This is a genomic window from Streptomyces sp. PL-25 (assembly GCF_058344915.1).
Window position 1 is genome coordinate 3,832,778 of sequence record NZ_CP136997.1, and the last position, 25,465, is coordinate 3,858,242.

General features: G+C 74.2%; 18 protein-coding genes, 2 tRNA genes and 2 pseudogenes. 14 read left to right on the top strand and 8 right to left on the bottom strand.

Annotation, left to right across the window (positions count from 1 at the left end):
- Positions 1 to 13: 13 nt before the first annotated feature.
- A complete protein-coding gene (locus tag R4Z62_RS17190) occupies positions 14 to 4,891 on the bottom strand; it encodes a hybrid sensor histidine kinase/response regulator (RefSeq protein ID WP_491520242.1) in 4,878 nt (1,625 codons plus the stop codon).
- 235 nt (positions 4,892 to 5,126) lie between these two features.
- Positions 5,127 to 5,585, bottom strand: a complete 459-nt coding sequence (locus tag R4Z62_RS17195; RefSeq protein WP_491520243.1) for an SSI family serine proteinase inhibitor — start codon at positions 5,583 to 5,585, stop codon at positions 5,127 to 5,129.
- 281 nt (positions 5,586 to 5,866) lie between these two features.
- Here R4Z62_RS17195 and R4Z62_RS17200 point away from each other — a divergent pair.
- Both R4Z62_RS17200 and R4Z62_RS17205 read left to right on the top strand, forming a co-directional pair.
- Positions 5,867 to 5,957, top strand: a tRNA-Ser gene (locus R4Z62_RS17200).
- Positions 5,958 to 6,157: 200 nt separating this feature from the next.
- Positions 6,158 to 6,230 (top strand) — tRNA-Arg (locus R4Z62_RS17205).
- A gap of 90 nt (positions 6,231 to 6,320) precedes the next feature.
- Here R4Z62_RS17205 and R4Z62_RS17210 read toward each other — a convergent pair.
- Positions 6,321 to 6,656: pseudogene (locus R4Z62_RS17210) on the bottom strand (YdcF family protein); the annotation flags it as partial.
- A gap of 200 nt (positions 6,657 to 6,856) precedes the next feature.
- Between R4Z62_RS17210 and R4Z62_RS17215 the strand changes: the two are divergent.
- Complete coding sequence (locus tag R4Z62_RS17215; RefSeq protein WP_237305379.1) at positions 6,857 to 7,183, top strand: hypothetical protein; 327 nt, start codon at positions 6,857 to 6,859, stop codon at positions 7,181 to 7,183.
- Between the two features lie 16 nt (positions 7,184 to 7,199).
- Here the strand turns inward: R4Z62_RS17215 and R4Z62_RS17220 are convergent, their stop codons facing one another.
- Positions 7,200 to 7,727 (bottom strand): DUF6790 family protein, encoded by a 528-nt coding sequence (locus R4Z62_RS17220; protein WP_064533985.1) that lies wholly within the window; start codon positions 7,725 to 7,727, stop codon positions 7,200 to 7,202.
- 56 nt (positions 7,728 to 7,783) lie between these two features.
- Here R4Z62_RS17220 and R4Z62_RS17225 point away from each other — a divergent pair, with 56 nt between their 5' ends.
- From R4Z62_RS17225 to R4Z62_RS17270, 10 genes and pseudogenes are all read left to right on the top strand, one after another.
- On the top strand, positions 7,784 to 8,206 hold the full coding sequence (locus tag R4Z62_RS17225) for a MarR family winged helix-turn-helix transcriptional regulator (RefSeq protein WP_355477790.1): 423 nt from the start codon (positions 7,784 to 7,786) through the stop codon (positions 8,204 to 8,206).
- 102 nt (positions 8,207 to 8,308) lie between these two features.
- A complete protein-coding gene (locus tag R4Z62_RS17230) occupies positions 8,309 to 8,899 on the top strand; it encodes a YciI family protein (RefSeq protein ID WP_491520244.1) in 591 nt (196 codons plus the stop codon).
- A 73-nt stretch (positions 8,900 to 8,972) separates the two neighbouring features.
- On the top strand, positions 8,973 to 9,917 hold the full coding sequence (locus tag R4Z62_RS17235) for a DUF2797 domain-containing protein (RefSeq protein ID WP_064533982.1): 945 nt from the start codon (positions 8,973 to 8,975) through the stop codon (positions 9,915 to 9,917).
- An 82-nt stretch (positions 9,918 to 9,999) separates the two neighbouring features.
- Positions 10,000 to 10,941, top strand: coding sequence for an amidohydrolase family protein (locus R4Z62_RS17240; protein ID WP_237305378.1), 942 nt, complete (start codon positions 10,000 to 10,002; stop codon positions 10,939 to 10,941).
- A gap of 149 nt (positions 10,942 to 11,090) precedes the next feature.
- Positions 11,091 to 11,831: a response regulator transcription factor gene (locus R4Z62_RS17245; protein ID WP_173860850.1), complete on the top strand. Its 741-nt coding sequence runs from the start codon at positions 11,091 to 11,093 to the stop codon at positions 11,829 to 11,831.
- Complete coding sequence (locus tag R4Z62_RS17250) at positions 11,828 to 13,669, top strand: sensor histidine kinase (RefSeq protein WP_491520245.1); 1,842 nt, start codon at positions 11,828 to 11,830, stop codon at positions 13,667 to 13,669. Before R4Z62_RS17245 ends, R4Z62_RS17250 begins: the two co-directional genes overlap by 4 nt.
- Before the next feature lie 14 nt (positions 13,670 to 13,683).
- Positions 13,684 to 15,114, top strand: coding sequence for a bifunctional glycosyltransferase family 2/GtrA family protein (locus R4Z62_RS17255; protein ID WP_491520246.1), 1,431 nt, complete (start codon positions 13,684 to 13,686; stop codon positions 15,112 to 15,114).
- Positions 15,111 to 17,488: pseudogene (locus R4Z62_RS17260) on the top strand (mannosyltransferase YkcB-related protein). The gene R4Z62_RS17255 and the pseudogene R4Z62_RS17260 overlap by 4 nt, the downstream one beginning before the upstream one ends.
- A 165-nt stretch (positions 17,489 to 17,653) precedes the next feature.
- Positions 17,654 to 19,246 (top strand): MFS transporter, encoded by a 1,593-nt coding sequence (locus R4Z62_RS17265; RefSeq protein ID WP_491520247.1) that lies wholly within the window; start codon positions 17,654 to 17,656, stop codon positions 19,244 to 19,246.
- A gap of 84 nt (positions 19,247 to 19,330) precedes the next feature.
- Positions 19,331 to 20,098: a TetR/AcrR family transcriptional regulator gene (locus tag R4Z62_RS17270; RefSeq protein ID WP_064533977.1), complete on the top strand. Its 768-nt coding sequence runs from the start codon at positions 19,331 to 19,333 to the stop codon at positions 20,096 to 20,098.
- Positions 20,099 to 20,116: 18 nt separating this feature from the next.
- Here the strand turns inward: R4Z62_RS17270 and R4Z62_RS17275 are convergent, their stop codons facing one another.
- Both R4Z62_RS17275 and R4Z62_RS17280 read right to left on the bottom strand, forming a co-directional pair.
- Positions 20,117 to 20,590 carry a PPOX class F420-dependent oxidoreductase gene (locus tag R4Z62_RS17275; protein ID WP_491520248.1) on the bottom strand — a complete coding sequence of 158 codons (474 nt, stop codon included), beginning with the start codon at positions 20,588 to 20,590 and terminating at the stop codon, positions 20,117 to 20,119.
- Positions 20,591 to 20,627: 37 nt separating this feature from the next.
- Positions 20,628 to 20,984: an STAS domain-containing protein gene (locus R4Z62_RS17280; RefSeq protein ID WP_064533975.1), complete on the bottom strand. Its 357-nt coding sequence runs from the start codon at positions 20,982 to 20,984 to the stop codon at positions 20,628 to 20,630.
- A 271-nt stretch (positions 20,985 to 21,255) separates the two neighbouring features.
- Here R4Z62_RS17280 and R4Z62_RS17285 point away from each other — a divergent pair, with 271 nt between their 5' ends.
- Positions 21,256 to 21,978: a GAF and ANTAR domain-containing protein gene (locus R4Z62_RS17285; protein ID WP_051115809.1), complete on the top strand. Its 723-nt coding sequence runs from the start codon at positions 21,256 to 21,258 to the stop codon at positions 21,976 to 21,978.
- Positions 21,979 to 22,016: 38 nt separating this feature from the next.
- Here the strand turns inward: R4Z62_RS17285 and R4Z62_RS17290 are convergent, their stop codons facing one another.
- Entirely contained in the window at positions 22,017 to 22,838 is an 822-nt protein-coding gene (locus R4Z62_RS17290; protein ID WP_064533974.1) for a YceI family protein, read from the bottom strand.
- A 105-nt stretch (positions 22,839 to 22,943) separates the two neighbouring features.
- A complete protein-coding gene (locus R4Z62_RS17295; RefSeq protein ID WP_491521886.1) occupies positions 22,944 to 25,445 on the bottom strand; it encodes an MFS transporter in 2,502 nt (833 codons plus the stop codon).
- Positions 25,446 to 25,465 lie beyond the last annotated feature (20 nt).

Consider the following 25,465-nt stretch of genomic DNA (forward strand, 5'->3'; position numbering starts at 1 on the left):
ACGGGGGCGTACGTCAGTTGGTCCCGATGCGGGCCAGCAGGTCCACGATCCTGGTCTGCACCTCGGTGCTGGTCGACCGCTCCGCGAGGAACAGCACCGTCTCGCCGGACGCCAGCCGCGGCAGCTCCGCCTGGTCGACGGCGGCCGTGTAGACCACCAGCGGGGTGCGGTTGAGCTGCCCGTTGGCGCGCAGCCAGTCGAGGATCCCGGCCCGGCGGCGGTGCACCTGCATCAGGTCCATCACCACCAGGTTCGGCCGGAACTGCCCCGCGAGCGCCACCGCGTCGGCGTCGCTCTCTGCCCGCGCCACGCGCATCCCGCGCCGTTCCAGCGTCGCGGTCAGCGCCAGCGCGATCTCCGTGTGCTCCTCGATCAGCAGGACACGCGGCGGGTGCTGCTCGCTGTCGCGCGGCGCGAGCGCCTTCAGCAGGACGGCCGGGTCGGCACCGTACGCCGCCTCCCGGGTCGCCTGCCCGAGTCCGGCCGTGACCAGCACCGGCACCTGCGCGGCGACCGCGGCCTGGCGCAGCGACTGCAACGCGGTCCGGGTGATCGGCCCGGTCAGCGGGTCGACGAACAGCGCGGCGGGGAACGCCGCGATCTGCGCGTCGACCTCCTCGCGCGAGTGCACGATGACGGGCCGGTAGCCGCGGTCGCTGAGCGCCTGCTGCGTGGTGACGTCCGGCGCCGGCCAGACCAGCAGCCTGCGCGGGTTGTCCAGCGGCTCCGGCGGCAGCTCGTCGTCCATCGGCTGCGGGCGCGGCGGGTCCGCGACCTCCACGGCGCCGCCGGGCCCGTCCAGCGGTTCGGGTCCTTCGGCGGCGTTCTCGTCCGGGGCGCCTATGGCGTACGAGCGTCCGGCGCCCTCGGTGCCCGGCGCGCGCCGCGGCTGACCGGGGCCGGGCAGCGGCGACGGGGCCGGTGCGCCCGATGTGCCGGGGGCTCCCGGGGAGACGGGCCCCGGAGGGGCTGCCGGGGCGGGGGGCGCCGCGGGCGGGCGGCCGGGAGCGGGCTGCGCGGCGGGCCGTTCGGGCGCCGACGGGTGCGGGCGGCCCCCCTGCTCCGGGCGCTGCTGCTCGGTGCGCGCGGCGGCCGGGTCGGGCGGGGTGCCCAGCTTGCGGCGGCGCCCGGAACCGCCCGGTGCGTGCGGGGGCGGGGTGGCGGACGGCTGCTGCACCTGAGCGGCCTGACGGCTGAAGGGCACGCCCTGCCCGAGCGTGCGCACGCTGATCGAACGCCCCTGCGTCGAGTCGGGGTCCACCGGGGCGGCGGCCTCGGCGGGCAGCGGCTGGGCGGCCCTCGGCGGCCTGGCGCCCGGCCGGCCCTGGCCCTGAGGACGGCCGACGGGCTGCTCGGGCGGCAGAGGGGTGCCGGTGGCCGGTGTGGTGGCGTGGCCGGGCGTGCCGTGGGGCGGCGTACCGGCGCCCGGGACGGGGGCGGACGGCACGGAGGGCGGCGCGCCCGGGACCGGGGGACGGCCGGGCGGTGCCGGTACGGGGCCGGTGGCGCCGTTCGGCGGCGGTACGGGGATGCCGGCGCCCGAGGTGTCGTCGGCGCCGCCGGGCCACGGCTGCGGCGGAACCGGGGTGCCCGCGGGGGTACTACCCCCGGCAGGGGTGGGCTGTCCGGCCGGGGCGGGACCCGTGCCCTGGGCGGGCAGCGGGTGAGGTGCGGGCAGCGGCTGCCTGGGGACCTGCGGGCCCGGGGCCTGAGCACCTGGCGCCTGGGCGCTCGGTGCCTGAACGCCTGGGGCCTGCGGTCCGGCGCTCTGCGGGCCGGTGTTCGGGTGGCCGGGGACCGGCCGTCCAGGGCCCGGCCGACCGGGGATCGGCTGTCCGGGGATCGGCTGTCCGACGGGCTGGGTTCCCGGCGCGGCGTACGGCTGTCCGGGCACCGGCGGGGGCACCGGACCGGCCTGCACCGGCGCGCCCGGCGCGGGAGCGGACGCGGGTGGGGCAGGGGTGGCAGGCGTGGCAGGTGCGATCGTGCCCTCGGGGGGCTGGGCCATCGCCCGCCGACGGCGACCGGTGGGCGCGCTCGTGGGATGGGGCTGCGGCGGGGTGTGATCTTCGGCCTGGTCGTGGCCCACGGCGTCGTGCCGGCCCTCGTCGGCGCCGGAAGCCGCCGCCGTGCCCCGCACTGCGGAGGGCTGCTGGGCTTGTACCTGGGCCTGCTGCGGCACGTGCGGCACGGCGGGCCGGTGCGACGGCGGTGGCGGAACCGGCGGACCACCGGCCTCGGCACCGGGCATTCCGGGAGCTCCGATACGGACGCCGTTCTCGCCCTCGCCCTCGGCCCCGGCCTCGTCCTCGTCGGCGGGCCGGTCCGCGTCGGCGGGCGGCAGCGCGAAGACCGTACGGGGAGCCGATTCCTGCGCGGCGGCACGCTCGTTCGCCGCCGCCAGGGCACGCCGACGGCGCCCGGTCGGCTGCGCGGCGGGGTCACCGGCACCGGGCTGGAGGGCAGCGGGGACGGCGCCCGCGTCAGCCGCCGCGCCGGGCGCCTCGTCGGCGGTGCCGTCCGGGGCGGCGGGCAGGGCCGGGGGGAGCGCGTGCTGTTCGCCGGTCCGGGGCCGGGCCCGGCGTCCGGTGGGCCCGGCGGGGGCGGGTGCGGGCACGCCCCGCGGCGGCACCGTACCGCCGAGGCCGGTGCCCGTCGCCGCCGTACCCGCGGCGTGCTCGGCCGCCGTCAGCACGGCGCCCTCGCTCACATCGGGGTCCTCGGCGGGCCGGCCGCGCCGCCGCCCCGTGCCGCCGGAACCGTCCGTGCCGGACGGCCCGGCCGGGCCGGAAAAGCCGGAGGAGGCGTCCGGAGCGGATGCGGATGCGGATGCTGCGGGGGCGGGGATGGGGGCGGGGGCGGTGGCGGGCGCCTCGGCCGCACGCCGCCTGCGCCGCCCGGTCGGAACCGACGCGGCACCGGGTACGTCGCCGGGCGCCGGGCTGCCGTCCGGCTCACCGTCACCGTCCAGGAACGCGTCCGTCGAGGACCGCCTGGCCCGGCGCCGTCCGCCGCCGGGCGCCGTGGCGGAGCCCGAAGCCTGCGCGGGCAGGGCGACCACGGCGGCACCCGCCGCGCCCCCCGGAACCGCCTCCGCGCCCGCGCCCGCGCCCGCGCCCGCGTCTGCGTCCACGGCCGGTTGGTCCGGTCCGGGTGCGGCCGGGCCCAGGGCGGCCGTGTGCGGAGCCGCCGGGCCGAGGGCACCGGGCAGACCCGCCGCGACGGCACCCGCCCCGCCGCCGATGGGCACTTCGAGGACGTACGCGCTGCCGCTCATCCCCGGCACCTGGTGGGTCTGGAGCACACCGCCGTGCGCCCGGACGATCCCGCGCACGATCGGCTCGTGCACCGGGTCGCCGCCGGCGTACGGCCCGCGCACCTCGATGCGCACCACCGAGCCGCGCTGCGCCGCCGCGACCACCACGGTGTTGTCCATGTAACCGGCCGCCGACACGGGCGCGTTGCCGGTGGCGTCCACGCCCGCGACGTCCGCGACGAGGTGCGCGAGGGCGGTGGCCAGGCGGCCCGGGTCGACCTCGGCCTCGATGGGCGGCGCGTGCACGGCGAACTGCACCCGGCCGGGCCCGACGAGTTCCACGGCCCCGTCGACTCCCGCCGCGACGACGGCGTCGAGCATCACCTTGGTGCGGGTGATCTCCTCGCTGCCGATGTCGAGGCGCTGGTAGCCGAGGACGTTGTCGATGAGGGTGGTGATCCGCGAGTAGCCGGCGGAGAGGTGGTGCAGGACCTGGTTGGCCTCGGGCCACAGCTGGCCGGCGTCGTCGGCGGCGAGGGCCGCCAGTTCGCGGCGCAGCTCGTCCAGGGGGCCGCGCAGGGAGTCGCCCAGCAGGGTCAGCAACTGCTCGTGGCGGGCGGCGAGTGCCTCGTAGCGGTCCTTCTCGCGCTCGCCCAGGGCGGCGTACCGGTCCTCGCCCGCGGCCAGTTCCTCCGCCTGCCGTTCGATCAGCTCCTCGATCTCGGCGGCATGGCGGCGGCGCAGCGCGTCCAGTGCGGCGGCGTGCTCCTCGGTGAGCTGCTCCCGCTCCTGCGCGTACCGCTCCTCGGCGGCGGCCTGCGCCTCGACGAGAGCGTCGTAGGGGCGCCGGTCGGTGAACGTCATCACGGCGCCGACGAGCTGGTCGCCGTCGCGCACGGGCGAAGTGGTCAGATCGACGGGCACCTTGTCGCCCGCCTTGGACCACAGCACCTGGCCGCGTACCCGGTGCTTGCGCCCGGAGCGCAGGGTGTCGGCGAGCGGGGACTCCTCGTACGGGAACGGCGAGCCGTCGGCGCGGGAGTGCAGGACGAGGGTGTGCAGTTCGCGGCCGCCGAGTTCACCGGCGCGGTAGCCGAGGATCTGGGCGGCGGCCGGGTTGACGAGCACGATGCGCCCGTCGGTGTCGGTGCCGACGACGCCCTCGGCAGCGGCCCGCAGGATCATCTCGGTCTGCCGCTGCGAACGGGCCAGTTCGGCCTCGGTGTCGACGGTGCCGGCCAGGTCGCGGACGACCAGCATCAGCAGTTCGTCGCCGGTGTAGCCGGAGCCGTCGTAGGCGTGCTGGCCGTTCGGCAGATTCGCGCTCGTGACCTCGACCGGGAACTCGGTCCCGTCGGTGCGCCGCGCGGTCATCCGGGTCGGCTTGGTCCGCGCGCGCGGGTCGATGTGGTCGGGGCGGCGCATCGAGCCGGGGATGAGCTTGGAGTCGAACTGCGGCAGCAGATCGAGCAGCCCGCGCCCCACCAGGGCGGTGCCCGGCGTCTCGAAGGTCTCCAGGGCGATGGTGTTGGCGTTGACGACGGTGCCGTTGGCGTTGACCAGCAACAGCGCGTCGGGCAGCGCGTCGAGTATGGCAGCGAGGCGAGCAGCGCCTCGGGATGGCCTGCTGCTCACGAACGCTTCCTCCCTGTCACCGCTCCTTGCCCACCGCGGGGGCCATCTTGCCAACCGGCCCGCGGAGTGTCACGCGAGCGAGTCTAAGCGCTGAGGTTGCGCGCGCGACGCCGGATGAGAGGGAGGTCGCACGGGGAAGTGACGTCGAACCTGTGACCGTACGGTTCCGTGAACCGGTCACCGCGGGGTTCCGCCGCGCGCCGTGCTCCGCCCGCCCGCCCCGGTCTTCCGCGCCCTACCTCCCGAGGCCGGGCAGCACCGGCACGAGCCCGTCCCAGCGGCTGATGGCGCACCCGTCGCGGCGGTCGTAGCGCGCGTCCACCGGGCGTCCCGCCCAGGTCCCCGTGATGTGCGCGGTGGCCGGACCGCCGTACTGGAGCGTGCAGACGCTGCCCTCCTGGACCGGCGCGAAGGTGTCCCGGCCCCAGCGCGTCCGCCCGTCCAGCACCCGGCAGGCGCGCCGCACGTCCGGGTGGCTGCCGCCGCCCGGGTGGCAGTACAGCTCGTACGTCCCGTCCTTGCCCGCGCCGGCGTGCCGCACCGTCACGGTGAGGTGGTCACCGCCCCGGTCCTCGGGCCGGACCGGCGGAGGCGCGCCGACCGAGCCGGGGGAGACGGAGGAGACACCGGGGGCATCCGGGACACCGGGGGCCGCCGAGGCGGGCCCGGCGGACATGGCGGACAGCACCGCCATGGACGCGGCGGCCCCGAGGAGGAACCGGCGCGCGGAAGCGGCGGGAGCCGGAGCCGTGCGGGAGGCGGACGACGACGTTGAGGAAGAACCGACCTGGACCATGCCCGGACTAACGCGCCGCGCCCCGAGACGTTGCGCCCGACCCGCTCGACCTACCCCACCGGAAGGGCTTTGCCCTGGGGCCCGCCTGCCTAGTACCGTGGGAGGCGATTGGTGACACCCCGCTCGTCTGTGTCATCATCTGCACGCACCGATCACGCGCTCGCGTGGGCGGTTGTGCTGGAGGCGTCGCCTAGTCCGGTCTATGGCGCCGCACTGCTAATGCGGTTTGGGCCTTAAAGCCCATCGAGGGTTCAAATCCCTCCGCCTCCGCGCAAGATCACGAAGCCCCGGTCCATCGGACCGGGGCTTCGTCGTTCCCGTCCCCTCGCCCTCCCCCGCCGCACCACGTTTCCGCAGGTCACAAGGGGTGGGGGGAATGGATTTCACATGGCGGCGGCAGTCATGTAATGTTCTTCCTGTCGCCGCGAACGGGCCGCAAGGACCGGAAGCCAAGACACAAAACAGAACAAGCACTCGTAGCTTAACGGATAGAGCATCTGACTACGGATCAGAAGGTTGCAGGTTCGAATCCTGCCGAGTGCACATAGGACCAGAGGCCCCGGAGATATCCGGGGCCTCTGGTGTTGGTGGCGGATGCTCGCGTTCATGCGGCGGTACCTCCGGGACGGCAGCTCAGGAAGCGATGAGGCGGCTGGTGAAGCCGTCGCGGATGAGGGATTCGTACGCTCCACACACGTCGGCCGGGACCTCCTGTTCGACGGCGAATCCGCGCCTCGGGTACTCGATCACCCGCTGGAGATCACCATCGAGCATGTCCAGGACGAGCTTCTCGTCACCGATGGACTTCACGTAGTCGTCGAGTTCCAACGGCTCCGACGCGCAGAGGATCTCGACGCCGGGCCACAGCTTGCGGGCGGTCGCGTACGAGCGCCGTTCCATGTACGGCTTGGAGTCCAGCAGCACGGTGGCCGGGGTGATGCCGGCGGCGGCGAGGACCGCACGGGAGACGGCCGTCACGACTACGCGACCCACGTCATGCAGGCCGCGACCCGCGACTTCGGAGACTTGACATGGGGTCAAACCCCGCTGAGTGCAGATAGGCGAGACGCCCCGGAGGGATCCGGGGCCTTCGGCCGATTCCGGCGAGTGCGGCAGCGGAGAGAGACTGGCGTCCGGGGGACGTGACGCGGGCGGCTTGGGAGGGTGCAGTGCAGCAGGAGTGGCCGGAGGGGGAATACGCCGATCCGGACGCGGCGCGGGAGCGCTATGACGCGGACATGCGGGCGTCGCGTGCTGCGGTGCGCACCCTGTTCCGTGTGGAGATGCCCGTCGCGCACATGGGCTTGGTGATCGTGATCATCGCGACCGTGTTCGTGGGGGCGGTCTGGTCGCCCGGGGCGGGGGCGACCGTCGCGGGGGTTTTTGCCGGGCTGTTCGCCGTCGCTCTGGGCGTGGCGCTTCTGGTGGGTGGCCGGGGGCGGGATGCGGTGCGCGCCGCGTACAAGTTCACGTTCGGCTGGGCGGACTGGATCTAGTCCCCGGAGCGGGACGTCAGGCGGGTACGTGCGCGGTCGGCCGGGGAGAAGGGGCCAGGCGTCGGGAGCGGACCGCCAGGGCGATCATGACGGCCGGGATCAGGAGGTCGTTGACGAGGACTCCGCCGGTGTTGCCGGGGGCGTGGTCGCCGTTGGCGAACCACTGGTAGAGGTGGCCGGCCAGGGCGCCCCAGAGGAACATCCCGCCGCCGAGCCCGATGGTGATGCGCTCGCGGGCGGAGGCCGAGGCGGCCCGGAAGCCCATGACGGCCAGGCCGAGGTTGGCGAAGGCGATCTCGACCATGAAGGGCGTCCGGCCGAAGCCGATCGCCTCGGCCATGGTGTCCGGGGCGGCGAGGAACGCGACCGTCATCCACAGGCTCCCGATGCCGAAGGCGCCGATGGCCCACCAGCGCTGCCAGATCTCCAGCGCCTCCTCGCGGGAGCGGGCGCGGCGGGCGCGCAGGAAGGCGCCGGCGGCCGGTACCAGGATCCAGACCAGGGGGAAGGCGGAGCGGGCCAGGTAGGAGAAGTTGTCGTCCATGGCTTCAGTCTTACCTAGTTAACATTAACGCGTCAACACTCAGGTAGGGTGATGCCGTGGATGACGGACTCGGAGATCTGCTGCACCGCGTGGTCCTGCTGCTGGGCGAGGCGGCCCGGCGGCGCACGGACGGCGGCCCCGGCGGGCTCACCTACAGCCAGATCAGGCTCCTGGGCACGCTGGAGGACATCGAGCCGACGACGCAGCACGGGCTGGCCCAGGCGCTGTCGGTGTCCGACCCGGCGATCAGCCGCGCGCTGCGGCCGCTCGAAGCGGACGGCCTGGTGCGCATCACCGTCGACCCCGAACACGCGCGCCGCCGCCTGGTCCGCCTCACCGAGGCCGGACGAAAGGCGTTCCACGGCGCCGGAAAGCCGCTGCACGACGAACTCCGCGCCGCACTCGTCGCGGCCGGCTTCCCCTACGAGCGCTACCTCGAAGACACCGCCCGGCTGGCCGAGTTCCTGGAGCCCGACTGAGGAAGAGGAAGCGGATGCACGCCCCCGGCTCCCCCCGTAACTCGGGTGTCTCTTGGTATCTCTTGTGTCCCAGACGGCACAGCACCAGGAGTGAGCGCGGGCATGGAGTACTTCTGCTACCACCGGGACCGGCCGGGATCCCTCGCGCTGCGCGAGGAACTGGTCGAGGCGCACTGGTCCTACATGGACGGGTACGCGGACCGGATGATCGCCCGCGGGCCGGTCTTCGACGAGGAGGACACCCTCCTCGGCAGTGTGCACATCCTCGACCTGCCCGGCCCCGCCGCCGCCCGCGCGTTCGCCTTCGACGAGCCCAACTACCAGGCCGGGGCGTACCGGGACGTGCTGCTGCGGCGGTGGCGCAATCTGCTGGGGCGCACCATGTGGGACTTCCCGGGCGGGGCCGTCGACGGCCGGCGGTACCTGGTGATCGGCCTCGGACCCGGCCCTCGCCCCGGCGTCGGCTCCGGCTCCGGCGCGGCTCGGGGCAGGGCGGCGTCCGGGCCCGCCGTGCCGGACGTACGCGACGACCTGATCGCGTACGGGCCGCTGCTGTCGGACGACGGCACCGCGTGGCTGGGCACGGCGGCGCTGGTCCGGGCGCGGGACGCGGCCGCGGCGCGCGCCGTACTGGGCGACGAGCCGTACGACGGGGTCGAGGTGCACCGGTGGGAGTTCGGCGGCAGGCGGTGAGGCGCCAGGGCCGGCGGCTGGGACGGTCGCGCGGCACCGCCGTTGTCAGTGGTGGCTCGTACGCTCGTGGGTGATGGACCAGGTGTGGAGGTGTGCGGGGCTGCGGTGGGCGGCCGACGGTCCCGTGCTGGCGTGGCAGGGCGGCCGCACGAGCGCGCTGCCGTGGGGGAAGCGGGTGGCCTTCGAGGTCGCCGAGGGGGGAGTGCGGACCTGCGTGGGGGCGCGGGGGCACGCGTGCCCGCTGCGAGCCGCCGTGCCGGGGCGGAGCACGGGGGCGCGGTGCGAGGAGTGCGCGCGGCTGGACCGGGCCCACTCCGTGGCCGCCGACACGGTCGCGGACGACCCCCGGCCGTACCACGTGTATCTGGCGTGGTTCGGGCCCGGCCTGACCAAGGTCGGGATCACCGCGGTCGAGCGGGGACCGGTGCGGCTGCTCGAACAGGGTGCGATCTGCTTCAGCTGGCTCGGCGCCGGACCGCTGATGGCGGCGCGCCGGACCGAGGAACTGCTGCGCGCCGCGCTGGGGGTCCCCGACCGGATCCCCTACGCCGCGAAGCGCGCCGTGCGCTCCGCGCTGGACCCGGACCCGGCGGCGCGGGCCGCCGAGATCAGCGCGCTGCACGAACGGGCGGGTGCGCTGGCCGACTGGCCCGAGTCGCTGGAGCGGAAGCCGTTCCGGCCGGTGGACCACGTCGGCGTGTACGGGCTCGACGGGAGGGTTGAAGGAAGGGTTGACGGGAGGGTTGGAGGAAGGGCCGACGGGAGGGTTCCTGAGGCCGTCGCGGAGGTGAGCGAACTGGTCGCGGGCGGTGCGGTGAGCGGTGCGCTGGTCGCCGCCGCCGGACCGGATCTGCATCTGGCCCACGGCAGCGGGGCCGTCGTCCTCGACACACGGCTGATGACCGGCTGGCCGCTGGGCCCGGCGGAGGGTGGCACGGGCGGGGGCGACCGGCTCACGGTGCCGGTGCGGGACGCTGAGCAGGGGAGGGCGAGGGGCGTTCAGGACGGTCTGTTCTGAGGGTGCGGATGGGAGGGTGCGCGGGAGGGAGCCCGCGCGCGGGGGTGGACGCGCGGCGCGCGCGGGGGTGATCGTGGGCGGCATGAGCGATCAGCCTCAGCCTCGGTCCGTCCCCCAGCCCACCCCCCGTACCGCACCCGAGGTGGCGCAGGAGGCGGCCGAGGTGCGGCGGTTCCAGGACCGGTTCGGCCTGCCCGGACTCGTCGACGTGCACACGCACTTCATGCCCGAGCGGGTGCTGCGCAAGGTCTGGGACTACTTCGACGGGCTCGGTCCGCTCACCGGCGGCCTGGAATGGCCCATCACGTACCGCGAGGAGGAGGACCGGCGCGTCGCCCGGCTGCGGGAGTTCGGGGTGCGGGCCTTCACCGCCATGCTCTACCCGCACAAGCCCGGCATGGCCGAGTGGCTGAACGGCTGGGCGGTCGGCTTCGCCCGCCGCACCCCCGACTGCCTGCACACCGCCACGCTCTTCCCGGAGGAGGGTGCGCACACCTACGTGAAGGAGGCCGTCGAGGCGGGCGCGCGGGTCTTCAAGGCGCACGTCCAGGTCGGCGCGTACGACCCCGCCGACGAACTCCTCGACCCGGCCTGGGGGCTGCTCGCCGAGGCGGGCGTGCCCGTCGTGATCCACTGCGGCTCGGGACCGGCGCCCGGCAAGCACACCGGGCCCGAGCCGATCGGCCGCGTGCTCGCCCGGCACCCCCGGCTGCCGCTGATCGTCGCCCACATGGGCATGCCGGAGTACGAGGACTTCCTCGGCCTCGCCGAGCGGTACCCGCGGGTGCGGCTGGACACGACCATGGCGTTCACCGACTTCAGCGAGGGCTTCGCGCCGTTCCCGCGCCGCGCCCTGCCCCGGCTGGCCGCCCTCGGCGACCGGATCCTGCTCGGGACGGACTTCCCCAACCTCCCCTATCCGTACGTCGAGCAGCTGTACGCCCTGGAGCGCCTCGGCCTGGGCGCCGATTGGCTGCGCGCGGTCTGCCACGACAACGGGGCACGGCTCTTCGGCCTGGAGTGACACCGAGGGGGCCGGTACGAGCGATCCCGGGAGCCGGGGCCGGAGCGGTGAGGCTCCCAGGTGTTCCCTGAGCGGTCCCTGTGCGTTTCTCAGGGAAAACACAGATTCGTGCAAGCGTGTTCTCAGAGGGCGCCGCCAAGGTGGCCGACATGACCACGACTTCGCCCCAGGGGCGCACCGAACTGCTGAGGGCGGACGGGAGCCCCGTCCGCGTGCTCGTGGTGGACGACGAGCAGTCGATCACCGAACTGCTGTCCATGGCCCTGCGCTACGAGGGCTGGCGGATCCGCAGCGCCGACGACGGGGTGGGCGCGCTGAAGAGCGCCCGCGAGTTCCGGCCCGACGCCGTCGTCCTCGACATGATGCTGCCCGACATGGACGGCCTCACCGTGCTGGGCCGGCTGCGCCGCGACCTGCCCGACGTGCCCGTCCTCTTCCTGACCGCCAAGGACGCCGTCGAGGACCGGATCGCCGGTCTCACCGCGGGCGGGGACGACTACGTGACCAAGCCGTTCAGCCTGGAGGAGGTCGTCGCGCGGCTGCGCGGACTGATCCGGCGTGCGGGCGCCGCCGACCGGCGCTCCGAGTCCGTGCTGGTCGTCGGCGACCTCACCCTCGACGAGGACAGCCACGAGGTCTCGCGCGGCGGCGACAACATCCATCTGACCGCCACCGAGTTCGAGCTGCTGCGCTTCCTCATGCGCAACCCGCGGCGCGTGCTGAGCAAGGCGCAGATCCTGGACCGCGTCTGGTCGTACGACTTCGGCGGCCAGGCCAACGTCGTCGAGCTGTACATCTCCTATCTGCGCCGCAAGATCGACGCGGGCCGCGAGCCGATGATCCACACCCGGCGCGGCGCCGGATACCTGATCAAGCCCGCGGTGTCGTGACCGACGGCGGACCACGGCGGACCCAGCAGGCCCAGCAGGCCGAGCAGACCCAGCGGTTCCGGCGGCCTCGGCGGACACCGGAACCGGGCCCCCGGCTCCCGCGTCCGCCCCGGATCAGGCGGCGGCGCGGACGGCAGCCGCGCACCCTGCGGACCCGGCTCGTCGTCGCGTCCGTCGTGCTGATCGCCGTGGTCTGCGGGGTCATCGGCTCCGTGACGGCCCTGGCGCTCCGCTCCCATCTGTACGAACAGCTCGACGGGCAGCTCGGCGAGGTCGCCGCGCGCGCCTCCGGCGTGTTCCGGCCGCCGGGCCGGCCCGGCAAGCAGTGGGCCCCCGACCAGCGGCTCGGCGCCCCCGAGCCCAAGGACATCCGGCTCAGCGACTTCGTCAAGGGGCCGCAGCCCGGCGGCACCGTCGTGGCCAGGACCGAGAACGGCACCATCACCGAGGCCGAGGTCGGCGACAAGACCCGGGACGGTGCCGGGGTCCCGCAGGTGGACGCCAAGTCCCTGACCACCGACCAGCGTTCCGCGCTCGGCTCCGTCGCCCAGGACCAGGGCAAGCACACCGTCGACCTGCCCGGTCTGGGCGGCTACCGCGTCGTCCACGCCACCGGCCCCAACGGCAGCTTCTACGTGGCCATACCGACCACGGAGGTCGACAACACCGTACGGACCCTCGTCCTGGTGGAGATCAGCGTCACCGTCGCCGGGCTCGTCGCCGCCTCGCTCGCCGGTGCCGCCATCGTCGGCGTGGCGCTGCGCCCGCTGCGCCGGGTCGCCGCCACCGCCACCCGGGTCTCCGAACTCCCCCTCCACTCGGGCGAGGTGAACCTCAGCGAACGCGTCCCGGCCCCGGAGACCGACCCGCGCACCGAGGTCGGACAGGTGGGCCTCGCGCTCAACCGCATGCTCGACCACATCCACGGCGCCCTGCACGCACGGCAGCGCAGCGAGACACGGGTCCGCCAGTTCGTCGCGGACGCCAGCCACGAGCTGCGCACCCCGCTCGCCTCGATCCGCGGCTACGCCGAACTCACCCGGCGCGGCGGCGAGCGGATCGGCCCGGACACCCGGCACGCGCTGGGCCGTATCGAGTCCGAGGCCGACCGGATGACGCTGCTGGTGGAGGATCTGCTGCTGCTCGCCCGGCTGGACGCGGGCCGCCCGCTGCGGTTCGAGCCGACCGACCTCCTGCCGCTGGTCGTGGACACCGTCAGTGACGCGCGGGCGGCCGGTCCCGGCCACACCTGGCGGCTCGACCTGCCCGACGAACCGGCCGCGGTGTCGGCGGACCCGGCACGCCTCCAGCAGGTGCTGGTCAACCTGCTGGCCAACGCCCGTACGCACACCGCGCCCGGCACGACCGTGACCGCGCGCGTGCGACGGGACGGGCCGTGGCTGTGCCTGGACATCAAGGACGACGGACAGGGCATCCCGGCCGGGCTGCTGCCGCACGTCTTCGAACGGTTCGCGCGCGGCGACTCGGGCCGCTCCCGCGCCACCGGTTCGACCGGGCTCGGGCTGGCCATCGTGCGGGCCGTGGCCGCCGCGCACGGCGGCACCGTCGGCGTGGACAGCGAGCCGGGGCGGACCGTCTTCACGGTACGGCTGCCCGCCCTCGGCACGACCGCCGCACCGGCCACCGGCCTCCTCGCCCGCCCGGTCACCGGCTCCCCTGCCCTCCCGGTCACAGGCTCCCCTGCCTTCCCGGTCACCGGCCCCTCTGCCCTCCCACCGGCGGCCCCGGGCCGTCCCGCGCCCTGCGGGAAGGCGGCCCCGGGCCCGCACTCACAGGCGCAGCACAGTGTCACCACATCGGTGCGACAGGGGGGTTGAGAAGAGTCGGTCCCATGCGAACCGACCCTTCCCCCGGTCCACTCCCGGCACGGGAGCACCTCCCTGCCGCGGACGCCGGTACGCCGGTCCTGGACGTGGTGATCCCCGTCTACAACGAGGAGAAGGACCTCCGGCCGTGCGTGCTCCGCCTGCACGAGCACCTGACCCGGACCTTCCCGTACGCGTTCCGCATCACCGTCGCCGACAACGCCTCCACCGACAGCACCCCGCGGGTGGCGGCGGCGCTGGCGGCGGAGCTGGCCGGGGTGCGCAGCGCGCGCCTCGAACAGAAGGGGCGGGGCCGCGCCCTGCGGGCCGTCTGGTCGGCCTCGGAGGCGCCGGTCCTCGCCTATATGGACGTGGACCTGTCCACCGACCTGAACGCGCTGCTGCCCCTGGTGGCGCCGCTGATCTCCGGCCACTCCGACCTGGCCATCGGCTCCCGGCTCGCCCGCAGTTCACGGGTGGTGCGCGGCACCAAGCGGGAGCTGATCTCCCGCTCCTACAACCTGATCCTGCGCGGCTCGCTCCAGGCCCGCTTCTCCGACGCGCAGTGCGGGTTCAAGGCGATACGGCGCGATGTCGCCCAGGTGCTGCTGCCGCTGGTGGAGGACACCGGGTGGTTCTTCGACACCGAGATGCTGGTGCTCGCCGAACGGGCCGGGCTGCGCATCCACGAGGTGCCGGTCGACTGGGTCGACGACCCGGACTCCACGGTGCACATCCTGCGGACCGCGACCGACGACCTGAAGGGCGTGTGGCGGGTCGGCAAGGCCCTGGCCACCGGTTCGCTGCCGCTGGACCGGCTCGCCCGGCCCTTCGGTGACGACCCGCGCGACCGGGACATCCAGGACGTGCCCAGGGGACTGGCCCGGCAACTGGTCGGGTTCTGCGTCGTCGGTGTCCTGTCCACCCTCTTCTATCTGCTGCTCTACAGCCTCTTCCGGCAGTTCGCCGGCTCCCAGACCGCCAACGCGCTCGCCCTGCTGGTCTCGGCGGTCGCCAACACCGCGGCCAACCGGCGGCTGACCTTCGGTGTGCGCGGGCGCGGCGGCGCGGTGCGCCACCAGGCGCAGGGCCTGGTGGTCTTCGCCATCGGCCTCGCGCTGACCAGCGGCTCCCTGGCCGCGCTGGCCATGGCGACCAGGGAGCCGGCGCACTCCACCGAACTGGCCGTCCTGGTCGCGGCCAACCTGGCCGCGACCGTGCTGCGCTTCCTGCTCTTCCGCGCCTGGGTCTTCCCGGAACCGCGCGAGGAGCCGCCACGGACGGCGCCCGCGCACCCGCAGCGGTCCCGGCCCGTCGCGATCCGGCCCCAGCACCCGTACGGCACCCGCCACGACCACAGCGACACCGACGGCATCGGCCGCAGCGCCGCCGAAGACAACGGCCTCGACCTCGACCTCGAAATCGACCTCGGAATCGACCAGAAGGACCCCCGATGAGCACCGAACACGACCGGGACGGTCGCCAGCCCGGCACGGGTACGTCCTCCTGGGACCCGCCCCCGGCAGCACCCCCGGCCGCGTCACCCTCCGTATCCCCGTCCGTATCCCCGTCCGTGTCCCCGTCCGCGCCCGCATCCGCCGTGGCGACGGCCGAACCCCCGGTCCCCGCCGCCGCCCCGCCCTCCGCGTCCCCCGCCCCGCACGGCGCCGATCCGCGGCTGCCCTTCGCGCGCCGCCTGTGGCGCGGCCGGCCCGAGGATCCGCGCTGGGCCCGGCCCGCCCTCCTCGCCCTGCTGCTCGCGACCGCCCTGCTCTATCTGTGGAACCTGAGCGCCTCCGGCTACGCCAACTCCTTCTACTCGGCGGCCGTGCAGGCGGGCAGCACCTCGTGGAAGGCGTTCTTCTTCGGTTCGCTGGACGCGGGCAACGCCATCACCGTGGACAAGCCGCCGGCCGCGCTGTGGCCGATGGCGCTCTCGGTGCGGCTGTTCGGCCTCAGCGCCTGGGCGATCCTCGTGCCCGAGGTGATCATGGGCGTCCTCACGGTCGCCGTGGTGTACGCCTCGGTGCGCCGCCGCTTCAGCCCCGCGGCCGGACTGATCGCGGGCGCGGTGCTCGCGCTCACCCCGGTGGCCGCGCTGATGTTCCGCTTCAACAACCCGGACGCGCTGCTCGCCCTGCTCATGGCGCTCACCGTGCACCTCGTGGTCCGCGCCCTGGAGGACGGACGCACCAAGTGGCTGGTGTGGGCGGGCGTGGCGGTCGGCTTCGCCTTCCTGGCCAAGACCCTCCAGGCGTTCCTGATCCTGCCGCCGCTGGCCCTGCTCTACGGGATCTGCGCGCCGGTCGCCCTGCGCAAGCGGCTCGGGCAACTCGCACTCGCCACCGTGGCGCTGGTCGTCTCCGGCGGCTGGTGGGTGGCGATCGTCGAGCTGTGGCCGGCCTCCTCCCGGCCGTACATCGGCGGCTCGCAGCACAACAGCTTCCTGGAGCTGACCTTCGGCTACAACGGCCTCGGCCGGATCAACGGCGACGAGACCGGCAGCGTCGGCGGCGGAGGCGGTCCGGGCGGGCGCGGCGGCGGGGGCGGCATGTGGGGTGAGACGGGCTGGGACCGGATGTTCAACTCCGAGGTCGGCGGCCAGGTCTCCTGGCTGCTGCCGGCCGCGCTGATCCTGCTGGTGGCCGGGGTGCTCGTGACCCGCAGGGCCCGGCGCACCGACCTCGCCCGCGCGTCCTTCCTCGCCTGGGGCGGCGCGCTGCTGATGACGCTGGCCGTCTTCAGCTACATGGCGGGCATCTTCCACCAGTACTACACGGTCGCCCTCGCGCCCTACCTCGCGGCCGTGGTGGGCATGGGCGTGACCGTGCTGTGGGAGGAGCGGTCCAGGACCTGGGCGTCGCTCACGCTGGCCGCCGCCGTCACGGCGACCGCCGCGTGGGGGTACGTCCTGCTGCACCGCACCCCCGACCACCTGCCGTGGCTCCGCTGGCTGGTCCTGATCGGCGGTCTGGCCACCGCCCTCGGACTGGTCTTCGTGACCCGGATCGGCCGGCGGCTGGCCGTCGCCGTGGTCGCCGCGGGCTTCGTGACCTGCCTGGCCGGTCCGACGGCGTACACGCTGAGCACGGTGGACTCCGCGCACACCGGTTCCATCCCGACGGCGGGTCCGGCGGGCGCGGGCATGCGGGGCTTCGGCGGCGGGGCGGCTTCCCCGGCGGTGGCGAGGGCATGCGCGGCGGCCTCCCCGGCGGGAACCAGCAGAACGGCAACGGCTTCCCGGGCGGCGGCACCGGAGGCTTCCCCGGCGGCGGCCAGAACGGCGGGACCGCCCCCAACGGCCAGAACGGCACCGGCGGCCAGAACGGCAACGGCCTCCCCGGAGGCGGCTTCCCCGGCGGCGGCCGGACCGGCGAAGGCGGCCGTGCGGGCGGCCCCGGCGGCATGGGCGGCCTGCTCGACGGCGCGAACGTCTCCGCAGCCGCGAAGAAGCTGCTGGAGCAGGACGCGTCCGCCTACACCTGGGCCGCCGCGTCCATCGGCTCGCAGAACGCGGCCAGTTACCAGCTCGCCACCGGCAAGCCGGTCATGGCGATCGGCGGCTTCAACGGCACCGACCCGTCCCCGACCCTGGCCCAGTTCCAGCAGTACGTGGCGCAGGGCCGGATCCACTACTTCATCTCCGGCGGCGGCATGGGCGGCGGGATGGGCGGCAACGGCACCTCCGCCCAGATCACCTCCTGGGTGGAGAAGACCTTCAAGAAGGTCACGGCGGGATCGGCCACGTTCTACGACCTGACGCAGAAGACAGGCACCACAGACAGCACAGGCACCACAGACAGCACAGGCACCACAGACAGCACCGGCTGACGGACGACCGAGCACCCCTCACCGCACGCACCCGGGGAGGCGGCGACCGCACACCGGCCGCCGCCTCCCCTCGCTGTGCCCGCCGCGCCCACCAGCCCTGCCGGCCCGCCGCGCCCGGGGTAAATGCGTTGTACACCGTATGGGAGCAGTTCTACGCTGTATGGCATGTCAACCGCCTCCCCGGACCGGACCGGGGCCCCGAGCCTGCCGCAGCCCCAGGGCCACCCCCAGCGCTGGCTGATCCTGGGCGTCATCTGTCTCGCGCAGCTCACCGTGCTGCTCGACAACACCGTCCTGAACGTCGCGATCCGCTCGCTCACCCGCGAGCTGCACGCGGCCACCTCCGACATCCAGTGGATGATCAACGCGTACTCGCTCGTGCAGTCCGGGCTGCTGCTGACCGCGGGCAGCGCGGCCGACCGCTACGGCCGCAAGAAGATGCTGATCGCGGGCCTGGCCCTGTTCGGTGCCGGTTCGCTGGTCGCCGGGCTCGCCCAGTCCACCGGGCAGCTGATCGCCGCCCGCGCGGGCATGGGCGTCGGCGGCGCGCTGCTGCTGACCACCACGCTCGCCGTCGTGATGCAGATCTTCACACCGGACGAGCACCCGAAGGCCATCGGCATCTGGAGCGCGGTCAGCGCGCTGGGCTTCGCGACCGGACCGCTGATCGGCGGCTTTGTGCTCAACCACTTCTGGTGGGGCGCGATCTTCCTGATCAACCTGCCGGTGGCGGCCCTCGGCCTGGTCGCGGCGGTCGTCCTGGTCCCCGAGTCGAAGGCGGCCCGAGCCCCCCGGCCGGACCCCGGTCCGGCGGCGGCCCCCGGCTCCCCGGACCCGGGCAGCAGCCCGGGGCGTCCCGACCGCCCCGACCTGCTCGGCGCGCTGCTGTCCACGGTCGGCATGGCGGCCCTCGTCTACGCCATCATCTCGGGCCCCACGCACGGCTGGGCGTCGGCGCGGGTGCTGGGCACGGCGGCCGCCGCCGTGGTGGTGCTGGCGGTCTTCGCGCGCCACGAGAGCCGGATCCCGTACCCCATGCTCGACATGCACTTCTTCCGCGACCGGCGCTTCACGGGCGCGGTCTCCGGGGCGGTGCTGATCGCGTTCGGGATGGGCGGCTCGCTGTTCCTGCTCACCCAGCACCTCCAGTTCGTGCTGGGCTACGGCCCGCTGGAGGCCGGTCTGCGCACCGCGCCGCTCGCCCTGACCGTGGTGGTGCTGAACTTCTCCGGGCTCGGGGCCAGGGCGACGGTGAAGCTCGGCACCCCGGTGTCGATCCTGCTCGGCATGGTGCTGCTCTCGGGCGGCCTGGTGTCGATCGCGCTCCTGTCGGAGCACGGGTACACCGGTACGCTCCTCGGCCTGCTGCTGATCGGCGCCGGCACCGCGCTCGCCGGTCCGGCCATGGCGCACGCCATCATGAGCGCGATCCCGCCGGCCAAGGCGGGGGTCGGCGCCGGGGTGAACGGCACGCTGGCCGAGTTCGGCAACGGGCTCGGGGTGGCCGTACTGGGCGCGGTCCTCACCTCGCGGTTCGCCGCGCTGGTCCCGGTGGCCGCGACCTCCCTGCCCGCCGCGCTCGCCGCGGCGCACGACGGCGCGGAGAAGGACCGGATCCTGGACGCGTACGCCTCCGGGCTGTCCACCAGCCAGCTCGCCGGTGCGGCGGCCGTGCTGCTCGGCGGCGTACTGGCCGCCGCGTTGCTGCGCCGGGCGGAGCGGGCAGACTCGGAGGTGGCGGCGGAGGCAGGGGCCTGAAGGGTGCCCCGGGGCTCCGCCGGGAGGCGCCCGCGGAGGGAGATCTAGCATGACGGGCGTCGGGACGGCTGAGGAAGGTGCGCCATGGTGAAGGCAGCGGGAGCCAGGGGCGCGGCCCGGACCAGTGTCTGGCTGGCGGGCAGGGAGCGCCGGGGCGGGCGCGGCGGCGGGCAGCCGTCCGGGCTCGACCGGGAGCGGATCACCGCGGCCACCGTGCGGCTGCTGGACGCCGACGGGCTGGCCGCGTTCTCCATGCGCCGGCTCGCCGCCGAGCTGAACGTCACCGCGATGTCCGTCTACTGGTACGTCGACACCAAGGACGACCTCCTAGAACTCGCCCTCGACGCCGCCTTCGCCGAGCTGCGCCTGCCCGAGGCGGAGGCCGGCGCGGACTGGCGCGAGGAGGTGCGCTCGCTCGCCGCCGAGTACCGCGCGCAGCTGGTGCGCCACCCCTGGGTGTCCCCGCTGTACGGCCGCTACCTGAACATCGGCCCGAACCACCTGGCCTTCTCGCGCGCGGTGATGGGTGTCATCGGCCGCACCGGACTGCCCGAGCACCGGGTGGCCGGCGCCATCGCGGCCGTCTTCCAGTTCGTCTACGGCTACGGCACGATCGAGGGCCAGTTCCTGAACCGGTTCGCGGACAGCGACATGAGCGCGGACGACTACCACCGGCAGGCGATGCGCGAGGCGCTGGAGCACCGGACGGCGGCGGACGTCATGCGGCGGTCCAAGGAGATCAGCGACGCCCGCGGCGGCGACACCGTCGCGGAGATGCTCGACCGCGACTTCGCCTTCGCCCTCGACCTGCTGGTCGCGGGCATCGAGGCGATGGTCGCCCGCGGCGGCTGAGCGCCCCCGCCCGGCCCGCTACGGCTCCCGGGGCGCCAGGCGCGCCGGGAAGCCGCCGGTGGCGACCGGGCCCCAGCGCTCGGGAGTGATCCGGATGAGCGACTTGCCCTGGTCGGTCATCGCCTGCCGGTACTCGTCCCAGTCGGGGTGCTCACCGGCGATGGTGCGGTAGTACTCCACGAGCGGCTCGACCGAGTCCGGCGCGTCCACGACCTCGGCGGTGCCGTCGATCTGCACCCAGGGCCCGTTCCACTCGTCGCTGAGCACGACGAGGGCCACCCGGGCGTCCCGCTTGGCGTTGCGGGTCTTGGCCCGCTCCGGATAGGTGGAGACGACGATCCGTCCGGCGCCGTCCACCCCGCAGGTCAGCGGAGAGGCCTGCGGGCCGCCGTCGGCGCGCCGGGTCAGCAGCAGGGCGCGGTGGCGGGGGCGTACGAAGTCGAGGAGTTCCTCGCGCGAGACGCGGGTGTTGGTCGCGATGCTGGGTGCCATGCCCGCAGCCTAGGCGCCGGCACCGCCGACGGCCCGCTCAGGCCCGCAGCGCCTGCTCCGGGTCGTCGTACACCGGTACGTCCCGGCGCACGCCGGTGACCTCCAGGACGCGGCGGGGGATGCCGTACGGGGCCGCCGCGACCCGCAGCCGGATGTGCGGGGGCAGCCGGTGCAGGACGTCGAGGACCAGCCGGGCGCCCTGGGAGTCCATGAACTCGGTCTGGGTGAGGTCCAGCACCAGCAGGCGCAGCCGGGCGGGGCGGGCGGCCGCGTGCGCGAGGACACCGGCGCACAGGGCGGGGGCGTTGGACAGGTCGATCTCGGGCGGCAGGACGAACAGCGTGCCGCGGCCGGGCACGTCACGCACCCGGCACGGGCTCGGGATGTGGGTCATGGCACTCACCTGGGGGATAGGTGGACATCCGTCCGGTCAAGGCCCGTCCGGCGGGCCGGGGGCCCCTCGTCGGCAGGCCGACGGAACCCAGGCCGCTTCCTGACCCGTCGTACCCCATTCCACCACTCCCACGCGCCGGTTCCCAGGGCCCGGGGCCGACCGTCAACCAGGCGTAAGACTCCTGGAAGGACGAGATAAGGTTCTGCTCGTCCTGTGCTCGCAGTCGGGAATGTGCTGCGGAGCTCTCCTGCGCATGGCCTTGGTGCCGTGCATGCCGAAGAGGTTCGTGGTGCCTGCGTCCGACTTTTCTGAATTGCCCCGTTTTTCGGGGGGCATCGAGCTGTCCGAGGCCCTGACCGTGGCCGCTCAGCAGCTTCATGACACCGACAGCCCGCACAACACCATGCGCGCCGCCGTCCGGCTCGCCGTGCACCTGCTGCCGGGCGCCGAGTACGCGGGCATCGCGGTGCTCGACCGCGCGGCTCCGCCCCGCACGGTGGCCTGGAGCGACGACGTCGTACGCGCCGCCGGGGCCCCGGACGGCGACGGCGCCCAGCCGCCCTACTGGGACGGGCTGTGGCAGGCGCCCGTGGTGCGGGTGACCGACAGCGAGACCGAGGACGGCTGCGCGGCCCTGGCCGCCGCGGGGCTGCGCTCGGCGCTCGCGCTGCGGCTGCGCGCCGAGAAGCGGCGGCTGACGGTGCTCACCGCCTACTCCGGCAAGCCACGCGCCTTCGACGCCACGGCGGTCCGGGTGGGGCGGCTGTTCACCGCTCATGTGAGCCTCGCCCTGGACTCGGCGACCGTGCGCGAGCAGCTCACCGAGGCGATGCGCACCCGCGACCTGATCGGCCAGGCCACCGGCATCCTGATGGAGCGTCTGGACATCGACGCGGCCGAGGCGTTCGACAGCCTGGTGCGCGCCTCGCAGCGGGAGAACGTCAAGCTGCGCGACCTGGCCCGCCGCCTCGTCGACACGAAGAACGCCACGTGAGGGCGGCGGCGGGGCCGGGGTGAGGTACGGGGCGGACGTCAGGCCGCGGGCAGGGAGTCGCCCTGCACGGCCTGGATGTCCAGCTCCACCTTCAGGGTGGTGCCGATGGCGGCGATGCCCGCCTGGAGGACCTGGTTGTAGTTCATGGCGAAGTCCTCGCGCCGCAGTTCGGTGACGGCCCGGAAGGCGGCGCGGGTGCCGCCCCAGGGGTCGGCGCCGGTGCCGAGGTAGGCGAGGTCGAGGTCGACCGGGCGCACCACGCCGTGCATGGTCAGCTCGCCGCTGACCGTCCAGCGGTCCGAACCGGCGGCGGTCAGCGCGGTGCTCCGGAAGGTGATCTCCGGGTACCGCTCGACGTCCAGGAAGTCCGCGGACTTCAGATGGCCGTCGCGCATGCCGTTCCCGGTGTCGATGGAAGAGGCCCGGATGACCGCCTCCACCCGGGACTTGGTGACGTCGTCGGGGGCGATCTCGATGGTGCCGCCGAACTCGGTGAACCGGCCGTGCACGCTGGAGATGCCCAGGTGCTGGGCAACCGCGGCCACCGAGGAGTGCGCCGGGTCGATGGTCCACGGCCCCGGCGGCGGCAGCTCGGTGCCGCCCTGGCGGGCCAGCGTCACCGTGCCCGCCTCGGCCCGCCCGCTGGCGGTGACGATCGCGCTGGCGGCGGCCGGCGCGTACCCGACGGCGGTGACGATGACGGTGTACGCCCCCGGCGCCAGCTCGGTGGTGTCCCGCACCGCGCCCTCGTGGTCGGCCTCGGCGCGCAGCACCTGCGTCCCGGTCATGTCGGTCACCGTGACGACCGCGTGCGACACGGCCCATCCGTCCCGGGTGCGGATCCTCGCGGTCAGTCCCATCCCGTTGTCTCCCTGAGAAGCCTTGCGAAAAAAGTCCGGAAAATGACCGGCCCGCGGCGGGGCGCCTCCACTGGGAGCGCGCCCCGCCCCGGGCCGGGGGCTGAACTACTCGCCGGGGTGGGCGAGTTCGATGTCGTGGTCGTCGACACCGCGGCCCGAGACCGCGAGCGCCGTCGCCACCGGCGGGTAACCCGTCGCGATGACGGTGTACTCGCCGCTGTTCAGGTCGGTGAAGGCGTACGCCCCGTCCGCGCCGGTGGTGGCCGTGCCGACCACGTTGCCCGCCGCGTCGACCAGCGTCACGCGGGCGTCAGCGAGCGGACCGTGCGGGGCCCGCACGACGCCCTGGAGCTGCGCGCCGGAGTCCAGGTCGACCTCGATCCGGGTGACCCCGGCGCCGCCGACCTCGACGGGCAGCGCGCGCGGCCGGAACCCGGCGGCGTTCACCGCGACGGTCACCACGCCCGGCACCAGCTCGGCGAAGGAGAACTCGCCCTGCTCACCGGTGGACCCGGTGGCCAGCAGATCGCCGCGCACATCGGTGACGATCACCATGGCGTCCTTGACCGGGAAGGTCGTCTCCGCGGCCCGCACGACACCGCTCAGTCCGCTGGTGCCGCTGAGCAGGATGTCGAACGCCACCGGCTCGTCGTGGACGACGATCGTGGACGCCTGCGGCTGGAAGCCGTCGGCGGAGGCGATCAGGACGTACGAGCCCGCGCCGGGCGTGTCCACCGTGTAGCCGCCGTCGGCCTGTGCGACCGCGCGGCCGAGCTGGCGGCCCGTCAGCGAGATCAGCGTGACGGCGGCCCGGGGCACCGGGGCGCTCTCGGCGCCGCGGACGAAGCCGTGCACCGGGACCCCGCCGCCCGCGGGGGCGGCGGCCGGCTCCCGCGGGGCCGCCGTGGCGACGGCGGCCAGCCGCTGGGTGCCCTCGGGGCCGGTCTCCGTGGTGGCGGCGGCCGTGGCCCAGCTGGGCACCTTGTCCTCGGCCGGGGCCGCGAACTGGTCGGCGGCCGCGAGGGGGGCCTGCTCCTGGGCCTCGGCGACGGCCGGGGCCGCCACCGGGTCGACCGGGGCCGGCTCGCCCTCGGCGGACTGCGCGAGACCGCCCCGGGTGCGCAGCGGGACCTCCTTGATGAACAGCGTGATCAGGAAGGCGATGGCGGCCATGCAGCCGGCGATCAGGAAGATGTCGGCGATGCCGTGCCCGTAGGCGCTCTCGATGACCGTGCGCAGCGGCGCCGGGAGCTTGGCGACGTCCGGGATGGTGCCGGTGGACGAGCCGCCCATGGCGGCCTGGTACTTCGGGTCGAGTCCGGCCAGGCCGTCCTTGACGTAGTCGGTGATCCGGTGGGCCAGGACCGCGCCGAGCGCGGAGACGCCCACCGCGCCGCCCAGCGAGCGGAAGAAGGTGACGGTGGAGCTGGCCGAGCCGAGGTCGCTCGGGTCGACCTGGTTCTGCGTGCACAGCACCAGGTTCTGCATCATCATGCCGATGCCGAGACCCAGCAGGGCCATGAAAATGGCCATCTTCCAGTAGTCCGTGTCGTACCGGATGGTGCCCAGCAGGCCGAGGCCCGCCGTCACCAGCACGCCACCGCTGACCAGCCACGCCTTCCAGCGCCCGGTGCGGGTGATGAACTGCCCGGAGACGGTGGAGGAGACGAACAGGCCGCCGATCATCGGGATGGTCAGCACCCCGGACATGGTCGGGGTCTTGCCCCGGGCCAGCTGGAAGTACTGGCTGAAGAAGACCGTGCCGGTGAACATCGCGACACCGACGAAGAGCGAGGCGAGCGACGCCAGCGTGATCGTGCGGTTGCGGAACAGCCGCAGCGGGATGATCGGCTCGGCGGCCCGGGACTCGATCAGCACGAACAGCAGGCCGAGGACGATCGATCCGCCGACCATGACGGCGCTCTGCCAGGACAGCCAGTCGTACTTGTCACCGGCGAAGGTGACCCAGATCAGCAGCAGCGAGACGGCCGCGGCGATCATGGTCGCGCCGGCCCAGTCGACCTTCACGTCCCGCTTGACGACGGGCAGGTGCAGGGTCTTCTGGAGGACGACCAGGGCGAGGATCGCGAAGGGCACGCCGACGTAGAAGCACCAGCGCCAGCCCAGCCACGAGGTGTCGGTGATGACACCGCCGAGCAGCGGACCGCCGACGGTGGCGACGGCGAAGGTGGCGCCGAGGTAACCGGAGTAGCGGCCACGCTCGCGCGGGGAGATCATCGCGGCCATGACGATCTGCGCCAGGGCGGACAGACCGCCGACGCCGACGCCCTGGACCACGCGGCAGACGATCAGCATGCCGGGGTTCTGCGACAGACCGGCTGCCATCGACGCCACGACGTAGATGATCAGGGCTATCTGGACGAGCGCCTTCTTGCTGTACAGGTCCGCCAGCTTGCCCCACAGGGGGGTCGAGGCGGTCATCGACAGCAGGGCGGCGGTGACCACCCAGGTGTAGGCGGACTGGCCGCCACCGAGGTCACCGATGATCTTCGGCAGGGCGTTGGAGACGATCGTGGACGACAGGATCGCCACGAACATGCCGAGCAGCAGCCCGGAGAGCGCCTCCATGATCTGCCGGTGCGTCATCGGAGCGCCGTCCGGGGAGC